This is a genomic window from Acinetobacter sp. ANC_7511 (assembly GCF_056779975.1).
Genome location: NZ_JBWYIY010000021.1, coordinates 1 through 23339, shown reverse-complemented (window position 1 = coordinate 23339; position 23339 = coordinate 1). Strand labels below are relative to the sequence as shown.

The window sequence follows — 23339 nt, the reverse complement described above, 5'->3', positions numbered from 1 at the left end:
CAGATTTAGTGATTATTGAACGCTCGTATCAATCTCAACACTTATATTTAAAATTCAAATTTTTCAAGCTGAGTGAAATTTTTGAAATGATGCGCATAATGCATCGCACTCATTTTGAGTTTAGCTTCTGCAAACTCATCTAATGTTTTAATTACTTTGCCAGGAGAGCCCATCACCAATGAATTATCTGGGATGATTTTACCTTCTGGAATCAACGCATTCGCGCCAATAATGCAATTTTTACCGATTACAGCATTATTTAATATGACGGCGTTGATACCAATCAAACTATTATCTCCAATCGTACAACCATGTAACATTGCTTGATGACCAATGGTGACATATTGCCCAACATTCAATTCAATGCCGGGATCAGTGTGTAAGACGGCATTTTCTTGAATATTACTGAAATCACCAATACGAATTTTGCAGTTATCCCCGCGTATTACCGCACCAAACCAAACACTCACCTCTTGTCCAAGTTCAACATCGCCAATCACAGTGGCATTTTCTGCAATCCATCCATTCCATGGTTGAATCGTCGTTGAAGGGGTTTTGTCTTGAAATTTGTACATCATATGCAGCAATCCTATGCATTTAATATTTTAATGTTGTTTGAAAATTGAAGATTTAAAACTTGGGGAATTGAGCAAAAAGGGCCAGTTTTTTTTATAATTTAAGCCATACTGAAACAACGAAATCAGGATCCTTGCTGTAAGACCCCATATCACCTCATTCTCAACTCTTAAACTTGGAAAATAGATTGATTGCTTAGCCAATCGAACTTCATAAGGTGTTGGGCGAGCATCCATCATTTCGCGTATTGAAGCAAAAAAAATACGATCTATTTCTGTAGGTTGTGGGACAAGCTTCACATTAGGCGGTATCAATCCAACAACAGGTTTTACTAAAACACCCGCTTTTGAGCGCTCTGAAGGCAGATCACCTAGCAACTTTACATCGAACGGATTCAAAGCCGTTTCTTCCCATGCTTCTCGGAGTGCAACGACAATATTACTGGTGTCGTTCGGATCTCTTTTTCCTCCTGGGAATGACACTTCACCCGCATGATTATTCATATAAATAGAGCGACGCGTCAGCAGAATTTTAGGATCATCTTCATTGGTGATTGCAAGTAATACTGCAGCATCAGCTTTTTGAATGCGTTTAGAAAACCTAAGGTGTTGTTGCAGTTGCAATGTTAATGAATGATCCATCATCTTGAATAGCTCGATCTCTCTTTTTTATTCTCATCCCATCATATATGAAATTTTGTGCATAAGGCTATAAATGATGCGAAAGTTATTTTTTTGGGGTATGCTGAATCATCTCATTTTTACTTGACAGCATATGCCTTTTTGCACGGCCTGTGGGCAACCGACGACCGAACAGATTCCTTTAGGTGATCATAAAGTACGCCAAGTCTGTACGCATTGTAAAACCATTCACTATGTGAATCCAAAGGTCATTTGTGGAGCCTTAGCGATTTGGGAAGATAAAGTACTCTTATGTCGTAGAGCGATTGAGCCGCGCTATGGTCTTTGGACGCTACCAGCAGGATATATGGAACTCTTCGAGACAATGGAGCAAGGTGCAGCTCGTGAAACTCGTGAAGAAGCTGAAGCTGAAGTGGAAATTGAGCAATTGTACTGTATGTACAATATCCCTCGTATTGGTCAAATTTACGTATTATTTAAATCTCACCTTGTTGAAGGTAAATTTGGAGCTGGTGAAGAAACCATCGAAAGTCGTTTATTTGAAGAACACGAGATTCCATGGGATAGTTTAGCTTTCCCAAGTGTTGAACGAACGCTTCGTCATTATTTTGAAGACCGAAAATCGAATCATTTTCCTACACACTTAGAGACCTTAGGTACTCGACTTGATCAAACAGGTTAAAAAAAACTCCATCTCATAAGATGAAGTTTTTTTGGTTAAGCTTTTCGACCTATTTGATAACAAGGTGTTAAAGCAATTTCAATTGTTCCTGTTCTAAGCTTTGCTAGATTAAGTTGTTCAGTCGTTGGTTTATTCTCTGGAATCGAATTGTACGTGTGTTGGTATGTCGCATGCGTATTCACCCATTCAGCTGCGGCTGTAGAGCCCTTATTATCCCAACTCGTGATATTAATACCCGCTCTTATGTCATTATTTACGATTAAGTTTTGTAAATTTAAACGTACGCCTCCAGATGACACAAGTTCACTATTAGAATCGACTCCAAAGTCTGGTCTGTTATTTAGTCCAGCTCTGACCCCATTTAGGTTCCCAAAAATTGGATTCGCTAGAATCATACGTATTGTCAGAGATTTATCATTTGCAGTTGAATATGTTGTGCCTGTCGTACCAATAATGAATTGTTGAACATCCAATTCATCGGTCATGGTTGAAGTATTCTTAATGCTTGGACAAGTGGTAGATTTTAAACTCGATGCAGTACGATTGGTTCGTATATCTCCATTTTCATCAATGACGATACTCACTGTTTGTGATGGAATCGTTTTATCATTAAAGTTAAACACTAAATCTGCGTATAATGGGAAAATAATTTGATCCCCAGCTTCAACATTTTTACGTGTTTTGAACACTTTACGATCTAAATAGCTCACTGGACTGTATTTTAGAATATCAAGCTTACCTGTATAGCGCTCAGAATTGACATCTTGACGCCACTCCCCATATACCTCAGTGCTTGTAGGTGTAACCTTGCTGCCTAAGAATCCTTGATAAGCATACTGATTACCAGGAATAATGGATTGACCAAACAGAGTTCCTTTATAGATTTCTAATTTGTCATTTGAAGATTCAATACTTTTAAAAACTAAAGGTTTTTGTATTTTTTGTGAGATATTATTCAACCAATCTTTTGAATTAGAAACGACATCTAATTTTTCAGGTGGTACTTGATTGATTAATAATACTCGTGCTAACTCTTCTGAAGTATTACTACCCGTAACAATTGGTTTCCCTCTCCACTGTGAGAGATAACCACTCGCATAACCTTCGCGCGTAGTAATTACGCTCATATCAGCAATTGCTTGATTATTGTTTAGGCTTGAGCCGTGAAACCCTGCGAAATTAGTATTTTGTCCAATAAAGAGTAAGTGATTGGCCTGATAAATACCCACACTTCTCATTCTAATGATCTGTTGTGCTACTTTTTCCGCATCATCAATTGAGACCTTATCGACATCTAACCATGGTTTCAGGATCTGAACATAACTGCCATTTTTGAACTCATTGGCCGTTATATTTTGGCTGATCACTTGAAGACCATCCAAATTGTCTTTTGACAGCACAACTTGCTGTATATCACCAGGTACATTACTGATTTGATCTACACCTAATGTTTGCAAAATTCGTATAATTCCGACCATTGCGTTATAGGTAGGATCGGACATATTAAAATTTTCAATTGGCTTACCAGTTAGCCCTTGAGCCATATCTTGTACACCAATCTGAATATAAACATCGCTCATTTTCTTAGGCACAATTGAACCTAGATCGACCGTCCCTAACTCAATTTTTCGAGCACTGGCTTCACCCTGAATATAAAATGTAACTTTGTCTCCCACTTGGCATGAACCAGTTGCAACATTAGGATCGAGTTCAGTTCGATAGTGATTCAGTTTGTCAGTACTACAATCGAACTTTAGTCCCTCTACAGGATAGTCCAAGACAAATCCAAGACAATTAGCATCATTTGAGGTTAAACAACCATTAGAGGTTGTAACGGAACCACGGTTAGGATCTTCATTTATTTTAGCACTCTCTCCACCACATCCAGTCAGTGCTAAAAAAAGCGTGGAAAACGTGAATGGGATAATATTAGACTTTTTCATTCTAGTTCTCTTTTATTTGATGGCCTTAAGCTTTAGCTGACCAGTATTCACGAGTTTTTGATTTTGAATATCAATTGATTCGACTAAAGGGGTGAGTAATAAATATCGTGTTTGAGGTGGTTTTTTTAATATACCTTCGAGTGCAGAGTATGTCGTGACGTTGGCTTGAGTATCTGTACTTTTAAAACCAGTCGCTCCCTCTAAAATGCAACCTTGCTGATCCAAAAATACTGCAATCGGCCAATAAAAAGTTGGGTTATTTTGAGATGAAGCAAATGATTGAATTTGAATCTGATCAATTGATTCATCTAACTCCACCACCTCATAAGCAAAACGTTCTTTCAATGGCGCAACTGGCCATAAACCAATTTCACCTTGAGCACCCTTCAAACGCTTAGCTTTCTGAATTTTTTTATCTTGAAAGCATGTACGTTCCAAAGATTCTGCAAGATCTTTTGCTTCAATACGCATGTACGTACTCGATAAAGCCATTGCTTCTTTCGCTGTAGGCTCTGTCGGCTGTAGGAACTGAGATAAAACGGCTTTGGTAATCCCTTTTTGTCGCTCAATTGTTTCAAAACGAGCTGCACCTACACCCTGCGTATCAGGAACTACATAAAACCGTTTTCTTCCTTCCAGATTAAACTCACGATCTTCAAGATATTCATGATCAATGTATTCAACACCATCAATTACAGTTACAGGACTTCCTTTTTCAGCTTTCAGTGAACCACCTGCGTTTTTGCTATCTGAAATCTGCTCAACACGTTGAACGCTTTCTTTAGAATTTTGATCGTGTGTAGATTTATTTTTTGTTAATGACTGCTCATGTTTCGTATTGACTTTAGTCTGTGCAAGATCAATTTTCGTCATTTGATCTTGAGTCTTTTTTTCAACACTCACTGTTGATTGTTCAACATTGTCATTTTGACTGCGCCCAACTGATTTGCTCGCTGTAGGAGCTTTAATACTCGGCTGAGCGATTTCAACCTGTATTTTTTTAGGCTCATCTGCTGGTTTTTTTTGAATGATTTTTGGCTGAACATTTTCTCTTTGAATTGATTTTCGATTTTTAATAGATTCGTTTTTTTGAGCACTAGATGCAGATCTTTCAATGACAATCGGTCTACCATCTGGACCTATAATTGTGTAAAAGTCTTGGGCATTCAATGTAGGACATATTAAAAAAGAACCTGCGCATAAGACACAACCGAGAGACTGGCTTACTCTTGTCTTTATTTGTTTAAATTGCTCAAGATTTAAGTCCATTACCATCTCGTTCTATAATTTATACCTAAAATCGTAATTTTGGTATTCGTCGATACATTTAAGCCAGCATATGGATTAAGTAATAAATTATCCACGGCGTCTAGATTGGCTAGGCTACTTGATCCCGCTGGAATTCTATCGCGGCTACGAAGGAACCCGACTGATAAATCAATATCTGTATCTTCATCAAAACGGTAACCAATACCCAATCCAAACAATTGTGCATTATTGATCGGTACCATTGTATTCCGCTTTCCATCTGGGATCGCACTTGTTCTAGGTTCATAACCAGCACGGAATTTCAAACGGTCATTGGCAGAATATTCAACGCCAACGCCCCAACTCCATGGAGATTGAAAACCTAGAGGCAGAGATAAAGATGAGTCTGTTACATCATTAGATAACAGTTTTGCAATTTTCAGAGCAGAAATTTGACGATCGAACTCAAATTTAAACTTATCCCAAGCCGCATAGTCAGTCCATCCCACATCGAAATTTACCTGTAAGTCCGGGAATACTTTGTACTTAATCCCTGCTTGGAAATGTGCTGGATATTCTAAATCCATAGACATTAGACCAGTTTCAATCGCAGGTACATAGTTCGGAAAACCAAGTATTGTTGCCAAAACTTGCCCCGTAGGTGAGGAGTTTAGTCCTTTGATTAATTCTCGGGATGCGTTTCCATTTTCTACAATATATTTTCCCTTTAAGCGCATTTTAGCACCGCTTTGGTAAACCAGCCCCAAACCAAACTCTTCAGTAGGTTCCCACAAGACACCTAGGTTGTAGCTTGGAGATAAACTCTGCTCCAGTTCAACATTGATCTTTCCAAAGGTTGAAAATGGATTCATGCCCTCATTGGTATTACATAAGCCGAATAGCAAAATATTCGTGACAATATTGTCATTTCCTCCACGGAAAGGGGCACAGACAGACTCATCCACCATCCTAAGAAGACCTATCATTTCATTTGGAAATCGCAAATCTGTTTTCATGGCAATGGCTTGATAAGACATTCCCACTGAAGCACCAATCGAAAGTTCATCATTTACTTGATAAGCAATCGATGGCGATAAATATGTAATACGCTCCATGGCAACTTGCTGCCCCATGAAGTTACCCGGATTACCATCTTCTGCACCGAAACCTGCAACCAGAGGTGCATAAACTGCAGTAGCGAAAGTAAACTTAGATCCTGGTGGATTGTAGGAGATCCCTCCAGTTGGAGCTGCTACTGGCCATCCTTCTCCTAAATCCACCATTTTTTTCAATACAGGAATATATAAGGATGCGTACTCGACATCACCTCTCACAGAATCCTTAAAATCAGTACAGAGGTTTGATGGATTATCAAGCGCATCATTACAGATTAATGGATCATCAGAATATCCAAAGACGTCATAACCTGATGGCGCGGAAAATTCACGCTGAATATCAAAATTAGCAACTAAGCCTTGAACGTCGGTTTGTAACCCTTTGAGTTTGGTTAAACCCGCAGGGTTAAAGTGAATTGCACTAATCCCGGGTGGATCTGCAGTGACAGCATTACCCATTGATAATGAGCGTACATCTACAGATAAATTCTGCCCAAGGTGTGCAAAGACTTGCGTACTACATCCACTCAGAACAATTGCTGTAACTAAAGGATGCAAACGGAATTGACTCATTTCCGAACTCCTTTAGCTTGCTTTTTTCTTACCGAAGCCAAGTATATCTAATGGGAACGATAGGCCGAGAGAAACATCTGGAGAGTCTTCAGTTAAACCGATACCTATCGTTCCATTGACAATCGTCTTCGGACTAACACGTACACCGAGTGCCACCGCAAACATAGAGCTGGTCTGAGTCGCAGGCTCGTAATATTCACCTGTATCATATGTAAATTTGGTACCCATGTTCATCGATTGCTGATAAGACATGGTCAAGGAGACATCATAGTTAAATGAATATGCAAACCCGAACGAGAATCCAGCCGTAACACCGGGTTCAAAAGTATCTAAAACACGGTTACGCCCAGTTAAACCTTCACCTTGAGTATTTCCTCCCCCTCGGATTTGATTTAAGCCAGATTCTTTAAAACCATAATTTGTTGATACTGACGCAAACAATACAACTGGATCAATATATTTTCTTGTACTTGCACCAACACCAACTGAATAATACCCCTTACCTGTTGAGAGATCCGTCAAAGGATTAATTTCATAGGGGCTATCACCTGTTTTTGTCGATAGATTACCAAACAAAATAAGTGGCAAACGACCTTCTTTCAGTGGAAATGGCTCCCAACGCGCCCCTAAACTAATATCACCCAAACCAGCAGTGGTCGTATCTTTGACACTATCAGACTTTGCAACCAATGGAATTGAAGCGTTTAGCGTGATGTTATCTCTTAAACCATATTGCGCTGTGATGGTATTGGTAATCGTATGATTTGCATCTTCATCAATACGAAGTTGATACAACTGTCCTTCATCGATCGAAGCATTTATTTGTGAATCCCGATAGTACGAATAATCAAGATCATAGAACGTTGAAAACTCACCACGCTTAATCAGTGAATATTGTCGCTCATTAGAGGAAAAAACTTCCTGCAAGTTAGTCTCTTGCGTCGCATCACCTTCTTTTTGTTGGAGCGCATTTGCAGCCTGCCCTTCAACACCTGGCTTAAGAGAAGGTGTTGCATCAACATTTTCAGTAGATTCTGCCGTATAACTTGATTGTGCTTGTTCAAGCTCGGTCGCCGAACTATTTTCAGTATTATTTTGAGTATCTTGAGAAATATTCTCTTCTGATGGAGCTTCAACTGTTTCGGGTGCTGCATAGACGCCTGTGACAATCATTTGAATACTGATTGCGAGTAGCGTTCTTTTCGTCCATTGATTATTCATTTTACTTCCTACCACAATTCTTCATTATTTGGATTTTGTTTCAATTCAATTTAATTGCATTTAAATTACTTACGTTTATAGTAAAGCCGCATATATGTTGTAATGGGTTGATTATACGTTGGAGATTTGGGATCAAGATCTAATACTTTACGCATAGTTGAGGCTTTATCTGCGATTTTATTCATATAATCTGACGAAAATTGTGCATCAACTAAGGCGTAACGGTTAATTGTTGCATCATCGACATGTCTTAAATCTGTTTCTTGTAATGCCAATAGATCTTTCTGTTGAGATTCAGGAACGTTCACTAAAAATAAGGTATTGTTTTCCCAAATTTCTTTAAATCGTGCTTCATCAAAACTGATATTTCCTAATGCAGGGTCAGCAACATAAACCCTTCCATCTTTATATGCTTTGTATACAACAAAGTGCTTAAAACCTGCATAGTGAATTGGAACAATAGCAGGTTGTGTCTGTTTAATCAGGTCTTTGAATTCACCACGGTACCCACCACTTTCATAACCTAAAGCAGTGACGAAGCGCTTCATATCCAATAATGAAAAGCTTCTACGCTCAATGATTCGATCATACTCGCCAAATCGCAACAATCCCTCCATGGTTTGTTGTTCTGTCAAATTTAGACCAGCGTGACCATTAAGAACTGTCGTCAACGCCGCAGAACCACAACTATAGTCATACGCTTGACGAACTATTCCTCTAAACTGATTTTCGATAGCCGGCTTGATAGCTACAGGTTCACGGTGATTTTTTGTATAAGATAGATGTCGTGAGTCTGCAATCTCACTGTAATAAACTGCTTCGCGTGGTTTTTCTTTAATTTCGAGAGCATGACTCGCAAAAAAATACATAATTGCAGAGCCTAAAGTAATTTCTATCATAATGTTAACTGTTCTAGTTCGGCGTACTTGCCTTTATGATTCTGTAGTTGGAGTTTGCACTCACATTTATTCTTATATTCAGAATACCTTTTTCATCCTAAAAATACAGTACTTTTACTTTTTAATTTCAAATTCGCAAAATTTAAAAAACGCGTGATCAACACGCGTTTTTTGTATAAAAACTTAGTGACCAGAAATTTTGATTGAAGTGCTACCCAAATTCAAACCTTGAACTTCGATTGAACCGATACTCTTATTAGCTTCACCTAAAGAAACTTTTTGGATGTAAGCATTCAATGGTGATTGAGCTGGGCTGATATATAATCCATCTTTTGTTACACCAATTTTGGCGTCAGCATTCAGGTTTTTACTGCCTGAACTTGTAACTTTCAAGCCCTCGATTCCAATGCTACCACCACCCGATGTAGATGTATCATTAATAGTTAAGCTTGTAGATAAACCACCAGTGATTTCAGAATCAACGACAATCATAGCGCCTTGAGGTGCATTACCTAATTGAACGTTTGCTTTGGTTGCACCCAATGATAATGTTAAACCTGTAATAATTTGTTTTTCAGAACCTTCAACAACACCACGAACATTGTCATCAGAACTGTAAGTGCCAGAGCTTGCAACCCCAATAGAACCAACATTGATGTCTAAAACACCAGTTTCAGCAAGAACATTAAGTACCGCTTGACCACCAACATCTGCGGCATCAACTTTCAACGTTGCTAAGTTTTGAGTATTTCCAGTACCCTTTGAAATCGTTAAACCGTTAACCGTGATTGCACCAGCACCAATTGTTGGATCAGCAGTGCCAGCTGTATTAATGGTCGTATCACCGAATGTCAAAGCGCTATTTGTAAAACCATCATTATCATGAATATATAACTTATCGATTTCGATACCAGCAGTTGTATCAATGGCAATAGTAATACCATCTTGACCAGTCGTTGCGCTGAGTGATGCATCATCCATTGCCTGCATCGCCATAGCATTCACGCTCACCGCCATTGAAGAAACTAAAGCCAATTTTGTGAATAATTTCATTATGTACTCTCCCAAGAGCATTTTTTTCATTTTTTTGACTGCTCTCCGTGTTTCTGAAGTTTTTATAATTTAACGACTGAAACTTCATCCTTGAGCAGTTCGCTTTGCAGTATTAAGTTAACCTTATGTTATCTTATGATCAATATCTGTTAAGAAAATTCGACCTATTCCCGATAAATGGCATAAGTGTGAACTAGTATTAAATGGGTGATGCAAATTTTCTGAAAAGAGTGTAACAAGTCACAAATGGTAAGTGCTTCATTTTTTAAACAAAACTTAAAAATTTCAGGACTAAGTAAAGCTGATTTTTTGCAAAAAATTGGTTCATTGACAGGATTGGTATATCTTGAAAATCAGGATTTACCGATTATCGGATTTTTGCCAAAAAAATATTGCGTTTATATAAACGGCGGATTCAGTCAATTTGTGCGTTGCTCTGATTTTAATTATCAGTATGAAAGCCAATTTTCTTCACTCAAAGATTTTGTTCAATGTAGCGAAAATTCACTTCCAGATTCTGCAAGCCATTATTTCAGAGGCGGTTACATTGGTTACTATGATTATAATTTTGCAGCAAATTTTCAAATCAACACCAAGGTAAAAAAACAACCACAATTGTTTTTTGGCTTGTATGAAAGCTATTTGATTTATGAAAATAATGATTGGGTTTTCTATAGCACTGAACATAATGCCGAGTGCCTTTATACACGATTATTAGACTGTTTTCAGCAATCTAGCCCATCATCATTTCAACTCAGTTCACCCATGCAAGCACGTTGGACTAAACAACAATATCTAAGTGCATTTCAACGAGTACAAGATTACATTGTTGCTGGGGATTGTTACCAAATTAACCTAACTCAAGAATTTGTAGCACAAGCTGAAGGTGAGCTACTGAGTATAGCTAAACCTTTTTGGGCACTCACAAATGCTCCTTATGCTGCTTATCTTAAAATTGATAACCTTGAACTTTTGAGCTGTTCACCTGAGTTATTTATCGAGTTTAGACCCAATAAAAAAATGATCACTAAACCGATCAAAGGCACCATGCCACGCTTTAAAGATCCTCAAAAAGACCAAGAATCAAAACAAACACTCATCAACTCTGAGAAAGATAAAGCCGAAAATCTAATGATTGTTGACCTTCTCAGAAATGATTTAAGCATTTATGCAGAAACTGGCACTGTCAAGACACCAAAATTATTTAACATTGAAAGCTTTAATCAAGTCCACCACATGGTCAGTGAAATTGAAGCGACGTTAAAATCTGATGTTCATCAATTAGATGTTTTACACGCAGCGCTCCCCGGCGGTTCAATAACGGGGGCACCCAAAATTCGAGCGATGGAAATTATTGAAGAACTTGAAGAGTCCCCACGCGGTGCATACTGTGGCTCTATTGGTTATTTCAATTTTGATGGTACTGGTTCTTGGAATATTTTGATCCGAACAATTCAAAAATATCAGCAAGATGTGTCTATTTGGGCTGGTGGTGGTGTCACAATCAGTTCAGATTGCGATGCAGAATATCAAGAATGTTTTGATAAGGTTGAAGCCATGCTAAAACTGATGAATCAATGGTACGAATCATAAAAAAGCGACCTATCTGGTCGCTTTTTCAACAACAAAAATTTGCAGCACTCACACTTTTAAAATGTCATTCTTCAAGGTGTCTACTAAACGTTGATTTTGCTCATCTGTACCAATGGTGATACGCAAATACTGATTAATACGTGGTTTATTAAAATATCTTACGATAATGCCACGCTCTCGCAATTCATTTGCAAGCTGACCTGCATCTTTGCTAGGCAGTGTTGCAAATATAAAATTTGCGGCAGAAGGCAACACATCAAACCCTAAGGATTTCAGTTGCTCAACTAACTTTATACGACTAGCAATCACTTTGGCATTTTGCGCTTCGAAATAGGCTTGATCCTCGAAAGACGCCACTGCAGCGGCAATCGCAAAACGGTCCATTGGATATGAATTGAAGCTATTTTTTACCGCTTCTAACGCTGCAATTAAATGCGGCTGTGCAATCGCAAACCCGACCCTTAATCCCGCAAGCGAACGTGATTTCGAAGTTGTTTGACAGACCACCAAGTTGTCATATTTTTCTACGAGAGCCACTGCAGATTCAGCACCAAAGTCTACATATGCTTCATCAATCACAACCACTGAATTTGGGTTCGATTGAAGTACTTCCTCAATTGCAGACAAACCAAGTGCAATACTGGTAGGGGCATTTGGATTGGTGATAATGATGCCGCCATTTGGTTGCTTATAGTCGTCCACAACAATTTCAAATTTTTCGTTTAAAGGCAAAATTTGAGTTTTCACACCAAAAAATTGGCTATAAACAGGATAGAAACTGTAGGTAATATCTGGATAAAGAATTGGCAAATCTTGAACAAAAAATGCCTTAAAAATATGAGCTAAAACCTCATCAGAACCATTACCAACAAACACGTGCCCCACTGGAACATGTTGCTGTTTCGCAATTGCTTGCTTTAATTCCGATGCGTCAGGGTCAGGATACAAACGTAAAACATCCGCGCCATTTGCTAAAACTTGTTGTACCGCTTCTACAACTTTTGGAGATGGTGGATACGGGTTCTCGTTGGTATTCAATTTTAAAAGATTTTGGATTTTGGGTTGTTCACCAGGCACATATGGCTCTAGTTCACGTACTTCGGGACTCCAAAAACGCATTTGTTCTACTGTAATATTCATTTTTAAATTCTCTAAATTCCCCTCACTGACTAAGGAGGTTAGGGAGAGATTTTTTAATTACCCTCACCTAACCTCACTTGCATTTCGATTTCCAGCAATGCTTAAAAACAGATTTAGAGAGGAATATTCATACCAAATTTATGGTTTAAATTACTGATAACGATATCGCGCTGAACGAGCGTGAGCATCTAAGTTTTCTTGCTGTGCGAGAATATCTGCTGTTTTCGCTAAAGTTTTCACGCCATCTTCCGAACACATGATTAGGCTTGAACGCTTTTGGAAATCATACACCCCGAGTGGTGATGAAAAACGTGCCGTACCCGAGGTTGGCAATACATGATTCGGACCTGCACAGTAATCACCAATTGCTTCAGGCGTATAACGCCCCATGAAGATAGCACCTGCATGGCGAATACCTTCAGCCATTTCTTGTGCTTCATCTAAACATAGCATCAAGTGTTCAGGGGCAACTTGATTGATCAATTCTGCACCTTCGGCACGATCTTTAACTAAAACGAGCGCACCACGATTAGCAATAGAAGTTCGTGCGATTTCTGCTTTAGGAAGTGCTTTTAAGTGCTCTTCAATTGCAATCGCGACATCATGAAGCAGTTGCTCGTCTGGCGTCATAAATACAGCTTGAGCAACAGTATCATGCTCTGCTTGAGACAGAAGATCCATTGCAAGCCATTCTGCATTATTTTCCCCTTCAGCATACACTAAAATTTCTGAAGGACCTGCAATCATATCAATACCTACCTGACCAAATACGGCGCGTTTTGCTGCTGCAACAAAACGATTGCCCGGTCCAGTGATCTTGTCTACTGCTGGAATAGTTTCAGTACCATAGGCCAATGCTGCAACCGCTTGTGCACCACCAATCGTAAAAACTCGAGTGACACCTGCCAAATACGCAGCTGCCAACACCAATGGATTTAAATCACCATTTGGTGCAGGCACAACCATAATAATTTCAGGTACTCCTGCGACGTGAGCAGGAACCGCATTCATGAGTACTGATGATGGGTATGAAGCCAAACCACCTGGCACATAAATTCCAACACGGTCAAGCGGCGTCACTTTTTGACCTAAGGTGTTACCCAAAGCATCAACATAGGTCCAACCATCTTGTTTTTGTGCCTGATGGAATTCACGGACACGATTTGCAGCCAACTCTAAAGCTTCTCGAACTTCAGTCGTTAAATGATCAAATGCAGCTTTAAGTTGCTCTTGTGTCAGTTCTAAATCTGAAAATTGATGCGCTGGATGTCGATCGAACTGTTGTGTGAGTTTGAGAACATGAGCATCACCATGTTGACGAACATCGGCAATGATTTTGTCTACTGTTTTTAAAAGTTCTGGGTCACTCACGGTTTCAAAAGCGAGCAAGTCAGCAAAGTCTTGCTTAAAATTTTGATCTTGAGTCGATAAACGTCGCATCAATTTATCCACAATGAAATTAAAGGGAAGCTTTAGTTTACCTGTTTTCTACTGATTTGTGGGCATCTTCATTCAAGCAACCCAGATAGAAATGATTGAAAATAACTTTTGATTAAATTGAATTTTCTATTGAGCTCTGTTCTTATCATAATTTGATTTTACTCGGGGGGATTTTAGATGAAAGAAATAGAAAAATATGTCGGTTACTATTTAGGTATTTATGTCGTTGTTTTAACTATTTGTGGATTTTTCAATACTTTTATTACTGTCAGGGACAGTCTTTGATGTGTGCCGTTACTAAACAAGGAATCCAAGATATAGTAACTTTAACCGCATATGTACTGACGCCAATAGTTGCAATTATTGGTTTCTTAAATTGGAAGATTGAAAAACAATATGATTTAGAAAAATCACAAGCTGAGAAACTAATAAGTCTTTTAATTGAAGTGAATTTTAAAATTTACAAAAAATACAAATTAATTGAATCACTTTATTCTGTTAAAGAAAGCATTGTAATCATTCCAAGCCTTGAGCATGAAAGAGTAAGCTTGTCTCAAATTAATGAGATCGAATTAATTCAACAAGGCTTAGAACTACTAAACAAAATTTTAAACCATCAAGATCGTATTGATATAAAGTTCTACAAAAAGTTCTATATGCAGTTTCATTTTTTTGATCAATCTATAACTTATATTGAAGAAAGTTATTTAAATAATTATTACAGACACATCAATGACGCATTTAAGGTGACCCCAAATACTCAGATCATTGATCTACATAATTTTGGTACGAATTTCGAAAATTCACCACCTATAATCGGAAATGCTGCTCGAAGAGAATTCAGCGATCAATTATATGAAATGATAACTACAAAAAATATTAAAGTTACTATCACCGATCCATTATCAATAGAAATAAACGAATCAGATAAAACTTTTGCAGAGCACAAAAAAGATTACGATCAATCTTTTAATGATTTAGTTCAAGAACTAGTTAAAATTATTAAACCGCATAAAAAAAACCGCCTAATAAGGCGGTTTTTTTTTAAACTAGCTTAAGCTTTTTTCGCTTCTCTTTCTTCCACCGCTTTTTCAAGCTGTGCAAGAATCGGATTAAGTAAGGCTTGTTTACGCTTAAAGCTCGCTTTGTTCACAATCAGTCTTGAAGACACTTTGCAAATTTCTTCAAGAGGCTCTAAACCATTCGCGCGAAGTGTATTACCTGTGTCCACGACGTCAACGATGTAATCACCCAAACCAACCAAAGGTGCAAGCTCCATCGAACCGTAAAGTTTAATCACATCTACTTGCTCGCCTAAGCTCGCATAGTATTGACGCGTCAAATTCACGTACTTGGTCGCGATCTTCAAACGACCTTTCGGACGCTCCATACCCACTTTGCCCGCTGTCATTAACTTACAGTTTGCAATTTTAAGATCTAATGGTTCATAGACATTTTGTGCACCATGTTCCATCAGTACATCTTTACCTGCAACACCAATATCAGCCGCACCATTTTCTACATAAGTTGGTACATCAGATGCACGTAAAATTAAAATTCGAACATGTTTATGCGTCGTAGGAAAAATTAATTTACGCGATTTATCTGGGTCTTCTAAAAGATTAATCCCTGCTGTTTCTAGCAATGGCAATGTCTCTTTTAAAATACGACCTTTACTTAATGCTAAGGTTAAACCATGATCAAAATTGCCCATTACGTCAAAATTAGGATCATCGTTTCTCATATCGCTCATTAACTTACTCGCTCACTCGCTTAATTTGGGCACCTAAACCTTGTAATTTTGCTTCAACATCTTCGTAACCGCGATCAATGTGATAAATACGGTCAATTAAAGTCTCTCCTTCAGCAGCTAAAGCAGCCAAAACTAAAGAAAATGAAGCACGCAAATCTGTTGCCATAACAGGTGCAGCTGAAAGTTTTTCAACTCCTGTTACAACTGCATCATTACCTTCAACCTGAATATTAGCGCCCATACGTGACAATTCAGGTACATGCATAAAACGGTTTTCAAAAATCGTTTCTGAAATTGTTGCAAACCCACGACCGATTGCATTGACCGCCATCAATTGTGCTTGCATATCTGTTGGAAAATCTGGATGAGGCAATGTACGGAAACTAACGGCCTTAGGACGCTTACCCATCATATCGAGTTCGATCCAATCATCACCGCGCGTAACTTCTGCACCCATTTCTTCAAATTTATCCAACACTGATTCCATCAGCAATGGATCTGTATGTGTCGTTTTAACTCGTCCACCCGTAATAGCAGCAGCAGCTAAATAAGATCCTGTTTCAATACGGTCAGCAACAACTGAGTATTCACAACCATGCAAACTTTCTACGCCAGTGACGATTAATGTATCCGTATCTAAACCTTCAATCTTCGCACCCATTTTTATGAGCATTAGTGCAAGATCAGTGATTTCAGGTTCACGAGCCGCATTACGGATGGTAGTAACACCTTCTGCTAAGACAGCAGCCATGAGGATGTTTTCTGTCCCACCTACAGTGACCATATCGAAAACAACTTCACCGCCTTTTAAGCGACCATCAACTTTTGCATTGACATAGCCTGCTTCGACTTCAATTTCCGCACCTAAAGCTTCTAATGCTTTTAAATGCTGGTCAACAGGACGTGAGCCAATAGCACAACCACCAGGTAAAGATACTTTTGCACTACCGTAGCGCGCCAGCAATGGGCCAAGCACCAAAATAGACGCTCGCATAGTCTTTACGAGTTCATATGGTGCAAATTGATTATCAAGGGTTGAAGTATCAGCGACAACAGTATCACCTTCATACTTCATGGTAATCCCAAGCCCTGCAATTAATTTTACAAGCGTATGAACATCTTTAAGCTTGGGTACATTTCTGAGCGTAATTGGTGTTTCAGCAAGAATCATTGCTGCTAAAAGTGGCAATGCAGCATTTTTTGCACCAGAGATGCGAACTTCGCCTTCTAGTCTTTTACCACCAGTGATTAGAAATTTATCCATTTATTCCTTAAGCTCCGAAAAGACTAGCTTTGCGCCATTCTTCTTTTGTCATTGCGCGTATGGTTACAGCGTGAACTGCACCACTTTTAATATATTCGTTAAGAGGAGCATAAACTGCTTGTTGACGAGCAACTGTTCTTTTACCTTCAAACAGATCATCTACAATACGGAGGTCAAATTTCCCACCTTGTCCACTTACAGCAACATCAGCAGAAGGGAAAGCAGCTTTTAAGATTTCAGTGAGCTGTTCACTATTCATTGCAAAGACCTCTCATGGGACGATCGATTGTGTAAAAACGGATTATTTTACTATAACTCATTCAATGAATTCATCTGCTATACAATTTATCTATAAAAAAAAGAGGCAATATACCTCTTTTTTTATTTTCAGCTACAGACCGTCATATAGGCAGCGGCTGAAAAGCCATTTGCATTTTACGATATCGCATTAACTGTCTTTTTATTTTCTCAGTTAATTTTTTAATTGATGCATACATATCATCGCCAGATGCTTGAGCAAAAAGTTCGACGCCGGGTAAACGCACGATTGCTTCAGCGATATGATTCGAACTTCCTTTTTTCGAACGCTTATCGACTTGGTGATCCTTTGTGAGTTTCACCTGCATACTATTGACCTGATCAAGGTGCTTGGTCATTTCGGCGAATTTACAACGAATATTCTCTTCTATTGCAGGAGTAATACTTAAATGATGTCCACGAATTGTTATTTGCATAATCCTATCCCTCTCCTTCTAAAGGATTTGATTGAGTTAAGCCATGTGATTGCATGACAGAACATTCAACATAGAATTATTCTGCAAATTTAAGTCATGAAATCATGCTGGCTAAACCTCGTGTAACTAAAAAAAAGAGATTCATTATTTCGTCATAATGAACCTCTAGAATAATCACACTTCAAATTTCAGATCAAGACTTTTCGATCGGATGATGCAGGAATATGTAACGATTCGCGATATTTTGCGACTGTACGACGTGCAACATCGATACCATCCTCATTTAACAACTTAGCTAAACTGTTATCAGATAATGGTTTTCTTGGGTTCTCTTCAGCAATCAACTTTTTAATTTTTGCTCGGATCGCAGTTGAAGACGCTTCACCACCTGACGTTGTTCCAACATGGCTTGAGAAAAAATATTTAAGTTCAAACAACCCTCTCGGAGTAAGCAAATATTTATTGGTGGTTACACGAGATACTGTTGATTCATGTAACTCAACCTCCTCCGCCACATCTCTCAACACCAAAGGTTTCATTCCTTCAGCACCCAAGTCTAAAAAATCTCGTTGATGCTGAACAATACATGTCGCTACTTTTAAAAGCGTTTTATGGCGCTCATCTACACTTTTAATAAAATTTTTAGCATCAAGCATTTGATTGCGTAAATATTGATTATCTGCACTTTGATCAGCTCGACGAATCATATTTGCATAATAAGGATTGATGCGTAATTTTGGCAAAATATCCGGATTTAAGTGCACATGCCAACTGTCATTTTTCTTTGCCACCACCACATCAGGTACCTGGTAATCAGATTCTTTATTCTCAAACATTAGACCTGGATAGGGTTGTAATGATTTTAAAAGTTGTATTGCTGCTTTTAACTGTTCAAGTTTAAAACCTGTTTGCTTCAGTAATTTATTTAGGTCATTGGCAATCAATAATTCATAATGCTGCAATAACAATAACGCGTCATTACGGCAAGGTAAGGTATTAGGCAATACTTGAAGCTGAACATATAAGCATTCCACAAGATTGCGTGAACCAACGCCAATCGGCTCTAGTCTTTGTATATGTTTCAACACCACTAAAATTTCATCAATCTCAACATCTTCTTGAATATCCATCTGTGCGAGTAAAGTCAGCACTGCGTGGTGAATTTCTTCAACGCTCTCATCTAAAAAGCCTTTTTCATCCAAACCATCTACGATGCAATAGGCAATCAAAAGATCAGTTTGGGAGAAATTTAGGAGATTAACTTGCTGTAAAATATGATCTTTCAGTGTATTTTGAATTGAACGATTATCCTCACGTTCTTCATATTCTGGTAATTCCATTGATGATGATTGATGAGTATAGACATCATCCCATTCAGTATCTACAGGTAAATCATTTGGTAAATGATCTGCATTTAATTCTCGAGTAAGATCACTAGCAGACTGCTCCTGATTCAACTCCTCCAAACTTTGCATTGGGGAATCGTCTTCCACCTTCTCAAGTAAGGGATTACTATCCAACTGCAATTGAACTTCTTGCTCCAACTCTAAGCTGGATAATTGTAAAAGTCGGATCGCTTGTTGGAGTTGGGGTGTCAAAGACAAAGAATTGGATACTTTTAGTCCTAACGCTAATTTCATTAATCATTACCCCCTAACATCGTTATTATTTAAGCAATAATCATGCCTACAATTCTTATAACATAAGTTTCAAGTGTTAAGTTAATCAATTAGTCTTAATTGTTAATAACAAATAAGGATAAAATACATTATAATTCAATCATTTTTTTTTAATTAATATTCAGAAAAAATATGAGCACTCAAGTTTAAATAAAAAAAATAATTTTTTAGCGTTATCTGCAGTTATGGTTGATTAAAAATAAACCACTTACTCATGATTAAGGTTTTATAAGCTCATGATTTGTTTCGCGTTAATCAAAAAATCTAAATTCATTCGAATTTCGAGTATTTTTTATTCTTTACTTATTCTCATAGAAAGTATAAAAATAATTAATAGCTTATTTTGAATAGATTTCAACCAAATTTGAGAACTGTCAAAATTATAAGAACGATATATTAAAAGACATGGAGATTTCTTGATGAAAAGTCTATCTGGTAAAGTCCTTCTCAGCGCATTAGGCTTCATCATCGCTGGTGGAACAATGAGTCAAGCCAATGCTACTGACACCATTGCGAAAATCAAAAAAAATGGAAAAGTGATCATCGGGTATCGTGAATCTTCTGATCCAATCTCATATATTGTTGGTGGTAAACCTATGGGATATGCCATCGATATCTGTAATAACGTAGCTAACGAATTAAAAAAAGACTTAAAACTCCCCAACTTAAAAGTTGAATATAAAGCGGTTACTTCTTCCACGCGAATTCCTGAAATGCTCGCTGGAAACATTGATATGGAATGCGGGACGACAACCAACTCTGTCCAGCGACAACAGCAAGTCAACTTCTCTACAAATTACTTTGCCACTGAAGTACGTATGGCAGTCAAAGCTTCAGCGCCTTTCAAAGATTTAGGTGATTTAAATGGTAAAGCCGTTGCCACAACGCAAGGAACAACCTCGGATAAATACATCAAAATGGGTGCACGAGGAGAAAAAATAAAAGTTACCAATGTCTATGGTAAAGATCATGCTGATTCTTTTGCAATGGTCGCTTCGGGACGTGCAGCTGCATTTGTTATGGATGACAATATTCTTGCAGGGCTCATTGCCAAATCATCAAAACCTCAAGATTTTAAAATTGTAGGTCCAGTCCTTTCGTCAGAACCTTACGGAATTATGCTGCCTAAAGGCGATGCCAAGTTTAAAGCGATTGCAGATCGTGTGGTAACTGGAATGTGGAAAAATGGTCAAATGGATACCCTTTATAAAAAATGGTTCTTATCACCTATTCCACCACGCAATATCAATCTAAACATGCCTATGAGTAGCTCATTTAAAAAATTAAAAGCATCTCCGAATGATGCAGGGATTAAATAACAAAAATTATGAGGGCTTAAATAGAAACACTTAAGCCCTTTTTTCTCGTAACCATTGCAGGGAATTTCAATGGCTGTTGGTTCTTTAAATTGGACGTCATTTTGCTTGGCATCCAACGAATATGGCGTTGATAAAAAAGATTGGGCTGAATCTATCTGTAGTGCGATTGGAGGTTCAAGTTATTCAGCTGTTGCTGATGCACCGACTTGGTTACAGATACTTGGATCAGGTATTTGGACCATGATCTGGACTGCTGTCATTGCCTTTTTCATCGCATTTATACTTGGTTCACTTATTGGCATTATGCGTACATTACCCAATAAATTACTGTCATTCATTGGGACTTGTTATGTAGAGTTATTCAGAAATATACCCTTAATTGTTCAATTATTTTTCTGGGCATTCGTTTTCCCTCAACTTCTACCATTGAGTATGAGTACTGGAAGTGGTGAAATGGTTTCTGGCGGATGGTGGCAAAATATTTTAAATAATAATCCAGCAATTATTGGTGTATTTGCGCTGGGCCTATATACCGCTGCAAGGATTGCTGAGCAGGTTCGAGCAGGTATTAATACCGTTTCACAAGGTCAAAAAAATGCAGCTTATGCGATCGGTTTAAATTTAAACCAAAGTTATCGTTATGTCATTCTGCCAGTGGCTTATCGAATCGTTTGGCCAACACTGACATCAGAAGCAATGAATGTATTTAAAAATTCAGCCGTACTTTTTGCCTTAAGTGTTTTGAATTTTTTTGCATATACCAAAACAATGCGAGAAGAAACCTCTCAAGACGTGGTCATTTTAATTCTTTCAACACCTGTTTATCTCATCATCACTTATTCAATTAAATACCTGATGGCATGGATTGAGAAACGGATGGCTGTACCAGGTCTAGGTTCGGGAGGTAAATAAAATGGACTTTAGTGTTCTAACTCATCCCGATGTCGTTGCAAGTTTGATCGCTGGTTTTAAATTTACAGTTACAGTAACCATTCTTTCGATTATTGGTGGGATTCTTCTTGGTACACCAATCGCGATGATGCGTCTATCGAATAATAAAATTGCCAGTGGATTTGCAAAATTTTATGTCGACTTTTTTCGAGGTGTTCCCCTCATTCAAGTTATTTTTATCTTTTACTTTTTACTTCCTAAGTTTTTCGATTTCCAATATCACACCTATTGGGGACCTTTATTTTCAAGTGTAGTAACCTTCGCCATTTTTGAGGCTGCTTTTTTTTCAGAAATTGTCCGCTCTGGCATTCAATCAGTTTCTAAAGGACAAGTGAATGCAGGTTACGCCTTGGGTTTTAATTATCGCCAGACAATGTCATACGTAGTTTTACCCCAAGCTTTTAGAAATATGTTACCCGTGATATTGACGCAATCCATTGTTCTTTTTCAAGATGTATCTTTGGTTTATGTCATCAGTGCACCAGATTTCCTAGGCAATGCAAATACTTTAGCTAATACCTATGGTTCGGAAACCAAAGCCGTTTTTTATCTAGTTGTTGCTGTCGTCTATTTTGTCATTTCATTTGCACTTTCACGACTAGTTAAACACTTACATCAAAAAATAGCCATTATTCGATAAGGAGAATCAAAATGCCAATGATTGAAATTCAAGATGTATCCAAATGGTATGGAGATTTTCAGGTACTTAGCGAATGCTCAACCACTATCAACAAAGGTGAAGTTGTCGTTGTATGCGGTCCATCTGGCTCAGGTAAATCTACACTTATTAAGACAGTGAATGCTTTAGAACCTTTTCAACAAGGAAATATTATCGTTGATGGTACCGCTTTAAAAGACTCTAAAACGAATCTAGCAAAATTCAGATCTAGAGTAGGTATGGTATTTCAACATTTTGAACTATTTCCTCATATGACTGTGTTAGAGAACCTAACAATAGGACAAATCAAAGTACTTAATCGCTCAACTGAAGAAGCTAAAATAAAGGCCTTACAATATTTGGATCGAGTGGGTTTGACAGCACACAAAGATAAATTTCCAGGACAATTATCAGGTGGTCAACAACAACGTGTCGCGATTGCACGTGGTCTTTGTATGGACCCAGTCTGTATGCTTTTTGATGAACCCACTTCCGCATTAGATCCTGAAATGGTCGGTGAAGTGCTTGAAGTCATGAGCCAACTTGCAAAAGAAGGCATGACGATGATGTGTGTTACGCATGAAATGGGATTTGCAAAAAAAGTTTCAGATCGAGTGATATTTATGGATCAAGGCAAAATTCTAGAAGATTGCCCGACTGATGACTTCTTTAATAAGCCACAAGAGCGACATGAAAGAACAAAGTATTTTTTAGAGAAAATTTCAGCAGTACATTAAATATTAGATTAAATCCGAAAATTTCGCGATTATTGTTGTTTTTTTAATTGCAAGAATCATCAATCTTTTGGCATAAATTAACTGAATGGAGCTTCTTATTTAATTACAAGGGTTTAATTA

At 38.0% G+C, this 23339-nt stretch carries 22 protein-coding genes; 7 read left to right on the top strand and 15 right to left on the bottom strand.

Features of this window, described 5'->3' with window-relative positions; genetic code table 11:
- Nucleotides 1-47 precede the first annotated feature (47 nt).
- Both AC1M9L_RS13150 and AC1M9L_RS13145 read right to left on the bottom strand, forming a co-directional pair.
- Nucleotides 48-578 carry a gamma carbonic anhydrase family protein gene (locus AC1M9L_RS13150; RefSeq protein ID WP_035268256.1) on the bottom strand — a complete coding sequence of 177 codons (531 nt, stop codon included), beginning with the start codon at nt 576-578 and terminating at the stop codon, nt 48-50.
- A 27-nt stretch (nt 579-605) separates the two neighbouring features.
- Complete coding sequence (locus AC1M9L_RS13145; protein WP_035268255.1) at nt 606-1220, bottom strand: CoA pyrophosphatase; 615 nt, start codon at nt 1218-1220, stop codon at nt 606-608.
- A 130-nt stretch (nt 1221-1350) separates the two neighbouring features.
- On the opposite strand from AC1M9L_RS13145, the gene AC1M9L_RS13140 reads away from it, so the two are divergent.
- Complete coding sequence (locus tag AC1M9L_RS13140) at nt 1351-1899, top strand: NUDIX hydrolase (protein ID WP_035268253.1); 549 nt, start codon at nt 1351-1353, stop codon at nt 1897-1899.
- Nucleotides 1900-1934: 35 nt separating this feature from the next.
- Here AC1M9L_RS13140 and filF read toward each other — a convergent pair whose 3' ends face one another.
- From filF to filA, 6 genes are all read right to left on the bottom strand, one after another.
- A complete protein-coding gene (gene filF, locus AC1M9L_RS13135) occupies nt 1935-3842 on the bottom strand; it encodes a putative pilus system protein FilF (RefSeq protein WP_481592374.1) in 1908 nt (635 codons plus the stop codon).
- A 12-nt stretch (nt 3843-3854) separates the two neighbouring features.
- Entirely contained in the window at nt 3855-5111 is a 1257-nt protein-coding gene (gene filE / locus AC1M9L_RS13130) for a putative pilus assembly protein FilE (RefSeq protein ID WP_481592373.1), read from the bottom strand.
- Nucleotides 5111-6778, bottom strand: coding sequence for a putative pilus system OmpP1/FadL family transporter FilD (gene filD, locus AC1M9L_RS13125; RefSeq protein WP_481592372.1), 1668 nt, complete (start codon nt 6776-6778; stop codon nt 5111-5113). The genes filE and filD overlap by 1 nt, the downstream gene beginning before the upstream one ends.
- A gap of 12 nt (nt 6779-6790) precedes the next feature.
- Complete coding sequence (gene filC / locus AC1M9L_RS13120; RefSeq protein ID WP_092768595.1) at nt 6791-7999, bottom strand: putative pilus system protein FilC; 1209 nt, start codon at nt 7997-7999, stop codon at nt 6791-6793.
- Nucleotides 8000-8064: 65 nt separating this feature from the next.
- A complete protein-coding gene (gene filB, locus AC1M9L_RS13115) occupies nt 8065-8898 on the bottom strand; it encodes a putative pilus system C39 family peptidase FilB (protein ID WP_481588027.1) in 834 nt (277 codons plus the stop codon).
- A gap of 183 nt (nt 8899-9081) precedes the next feature.
- Nucleotides 9082-9951: a putative pilus system protein FilA gene (gene filA, locus AC1M9L_RS13110; RefSeq protein WP_481592371.1), complete on the bottom strand. Its 870-nt coding sequence runs from the start codon at nt 9949-9951 to the stop codon at nt 9082-9084.
- A gap of 246 nt (nt 9952-10197) precedes the next feature.
- Between filA and pabB the strand changes: the two genes are divergently transcribed.
- Nucleotides 10198-11544, top strand: a complete 1347-nt coding sequence (gene pabB, locus AC1M9L_RS13105; RefSeq protein WP_481592370.1) for an aminodeoxychorismate synthase component I — start codon at nt 10198-10200, stop codon at nt 11542-11544.
- Nucleotides 11545-11592: 48 nt separating this feature from the next.
- On the opposite strand, the gene hisC is transcribed toward pabB, so the two are convergent.
- A complete protein-coding gene (gene hisC / locus AC1M9L_RS13100; RefSeq protein WP_035268929.1) occupies nt 11593-12684 on the bottom strand; it encodes a histidinol-phosphate transaminase in 1092 nt (363 codons plus the stop codon).
- A gap of 150 nt (nt 12685-12834) precedes the next feature.
- Entirely contained in the window at nt 12835-14136 is a 1302-nt protein-coding gene (gene hisD / locus AC1M9L_RS13095) for a histidinol dehydrogenase (RefSeq protein ID WP_481592369.1), read from the bottom strand.
- Between the two features lie 272 nt (nt 14137-14408).
- Between hisD and AC1M9L_RS13090 the strand changes: the two genes are divergently transcribed.
- Entirely contained in the window at nt 14409-15182 is a 774-nt protein-coding gene (locus AC1M9L_RS13090) for a hypothetical protein (protein ID WP_481592368.1), read from the top strand.
- Here the strand turns inward: AC1M9L_RS13090 and hisG are convergent.
- The 5 genes from hisG to AC1M9L_RS13065 all read right to left on the bottom strand — a co-directional run bounded on the left by hisG (nt 15179) and on the right by AC1M9L_RS13065 (nt 19515).
- The gene (gene hisG / locus AC1M9L_RS13085; RefSeq protein WP_180000150.1) at nt 15179-15877 is read right to left on the bottom strand and encodes an ATP phosphoribosyltransferase; all 699 of its coding nucleotides are present in this window, start codon (nt 15875-15877) and stop codon (nt 15179-15181) included. The two genes, AC1M9L_RS13090 and hisG, sit on opposite strands and share 4 nt — an antisense overlap.
- 4 nt (nt 15878-15881) lie before the next feature.
- Nucleotides 15882-17141: a UDP-N-acetylglucosamine 1-carboxyvinyltransferase gene (gene murA, locus AC1M9L_RS13080; protein ID WP_481592367.1), complete on the bottom strand. Its 1260-nt coding sequence runs from the start codon at nt 17139-17141 to the stop codon at nt 15882-15884.
- A gap of 7 nt (nt 17142-17148) precedes the next feature.
- Nucleotides 17149-17400 (bottom strand): BolA family iron metabolism protein IbaG, encoded by a 252-nt coding sequence (gene ibaG, locus AC1M9L_RS13075; RefSeq protein ID WP_180000146.1) that lies wholly within the window; start codon nt 17398-17400, stop codon nt 17149-17151.
- A gap of 142 nt (nt 17401-17542) precedes the next feature.
- Nucleotides 17543-17875, bottom strand: a complete 333-nt coding sequence (gene hpf / locus AC1M9L_RS13070; protein WP_035268921.1) for a ribosome hibernation-promoting factor, HPF/YfiA family — start codon at nt 17873-17875, stop codon at nt 17543-17545.
- 188 nt (nt 17876-18063) lie between these two features.
- Nucleotides 18064-19515: an RNA polymerase factor sigma-54 gene (locus AC1M9L_RS13065; RefSeq protein WP_481592366.1), complete on the bottom strand. Its 1452-nt coding sequence runs from the start codon at nt 19513-19515 to the stop codon at nt 18064-18066.
- A 458-nt stretch (nt 19516-19973) separates the two neighbouring features.
- On the opposite strand from AC1M9L_RS13065, the gene AC1M9L_RS13060 reads away from it, so the two are divergent.
- From AC1M9L_RS13060 to AC1M9L_RS13045, 4 genes are all read left to right on the top strand, one after another.
- On the top strand, nt 19974-20873 hold the full coding sequence (locus AC1M9L_RS13060) for an amino acid ABC transporter substrate-binding protein (RefSeq protein ID WP_180028739.1): 900 nt from the start codon (nt 19974-19976) through the stop codon (nt 20871-20873).
- Nucleotides 20874-20942: 69 nt separating this feature from the next.
- Nucleotides 20943-21785, top strand: coding sequence for an amino acid ABC transporter permease (locus AC1M9L_RS13055; protein ID WP_481592365.1), 843 nt, complete (start codon nt 20943-20945; stop codon nt 21783-21785).
- A gap of 1 nt (nt 21786) precedes the next feature.
- Nucleotides 21787-22464 (top strand): amino acid ABC transporter permease, encoded by a 678-nt coding sequence (locus tag AC1M9L_RS13050; RefSeq protein ID WP_481592364.1) that lies wholly within the window; start codon nt 21787-21789, stop codon nt 22462-22464.
- 11 nt (nt 22465-22475) lie between these two features.
- Nucleotides 22476-23219 (top strand): amino acid ABC transporter ATP-binding protein, encoded by a 744-nt coding sequence (locus AC1M9L_RS13045; RefSeq protein ID WP_481592363.1) that lies wholly within the window; start codon nt 22476-22478, stop codon nt 23217-23219.
- The last annotated feature ends 120 nt before the right edge of the window (nt 23220-23339 follow it).

Bases quoted from the DNA above. Each gene is read 5' to 3' on its own strand.
- AC1M9L_RS13150 (WP_035268256.1), bottom strand. From the start codon at position 578: ATGATGTACAAATTTCAAGACAAAACCCCTTCAACGACGATTCAACCA.
- AC1M9L_RS13145 (WP_035268255.1), bottom strand. From the start codon at position 1,220: ATGATGGATCATTCATTAACATTGCAACTGCAACAACACCTTAGGTTT.
- AC1M9L_RS13140 (WP_035268253.1), top strand. From the start codon at position 1,351: ATGCCTTTTTGCACGGCCTGTGGGCAACCGACGACCGAACAGATTCCT.
- filF (WP_481592374.1), bottom strand. From the start codon at position 3,842: ATGAAAAAGTCTAATATTATCCCATTCACGTTTTCCACGCTTTTTTTA.
- filE (WP_481592373.1), bottom strand. From the start codon at position 5,111: ATGGACTTAAATCTTGAGCAATTTAAACAAATAAAGACAAGAGTAAGC.
- filD (WP_481592372.1), bottom strand. From the start codon at position 6,778: ATGAGTCAATTCCGTTTGCATCCTTTAGTTACAGCAATTGTTCTGAGT.
- filC (WP_092768595.1), bottom strand. From the start codon at position 7,999: ATGAATAATCAATGGACGAAAAGAACGCTACTCGCAATCAGTATTCAA.
- filB (WP_481588027.1), bottom strand. From the start codon at position 8,898: ATGATAGAAATTACTTTAGGCTCTGCAATTATGTATTTTTTTGCGAGT.
- filA (WP_481592371.1), bottom strand. From the start codon at position 9,951: ATGAAATTATTCACAAAATTGGCTTTAGTTTCTTCAATGGCGGTGAGC.
- pabB (WP_481592370.1), top strand. From the start codon at position 10,198: ATGGTAAGTGCTTCATTTTTTAAACAAAACTTAAAAATTTCAGGACTA.
- hisC (WP_035268929.1), bottom strand. From the start codon at position 12,684: ATGAATATTACAGTAGAACAAATGCGTTTTTGGAGTCCCGAAGTACGT.
- AC1M9L_RS13090 (WP_481592368.1), top strand. From the start codon at position 14,409: ATGTGTGCCGTTACTAAACAAGGAATCCAAGATATAGTAACTTTAACC.
- hisG (WP_180000150.1), bottom strand. From the start codon at position 15,877: ATGAGCGATATGAGAAACGATGATCCTAATTTTGACGTAATGGGCAAT.
- murA (WP_481592367.1), bottom strand. From the start codon at position 17,141: ATGGATAAATTTCTAATCACTGGTGGTAAAAGACTAGAAGGCGAAGTT.
- ibaG (WP_180000146.1), bottom strand. From the start codon at position 17,400: ATGAATAGTGAACAGCTCACTGAAATCTTAAAAGCTGCTTTCCCTTCT.
- hpf (WP_035268921.1), bottom strand. From the start codon at position 17,875: ATGCAAATAACAATTCGTGGACATCATTTAAGTATTACTCCTGCAATA.
- AC1M9L_RS13065 (WP_481592366.1), bottom strand. From the start codon at position 19,515: ATGAAATTAGCGTTAGGACTAAAAGTATCCAATTCTTTGTCTTTGACA.
- AC1M9L_RS13060 (WP_180028739.1), top strand. From the start codon at position 19,974: ATGAAAAGTCTATCTGGTAAAGTCCTTCTCAGCGCATTAGGCTTCATC.
- AC1M9L_RS13055 (WP_481592365.1), top strand. From the start codon at position 20,943: ATGGCTGTTGGTTCTTTAAATTGGACGTCATTTTGCTTGGCATCCAAC.
- AC1M9L_RS13050 (WP_481592364.1), top strand. From the start codon at position 21,787: ATGGACTTTAGTGTTCTAACTCATCCCGATGTCGTTGCAAGTTTGATC.
- AC1M9L_RS13045 (WP_481592363.1), top strand. From the start codon at position 22,476: ATGCCAATGATTGAAATTCAAGATGTATCCAAATGGTATGGAGATTTT.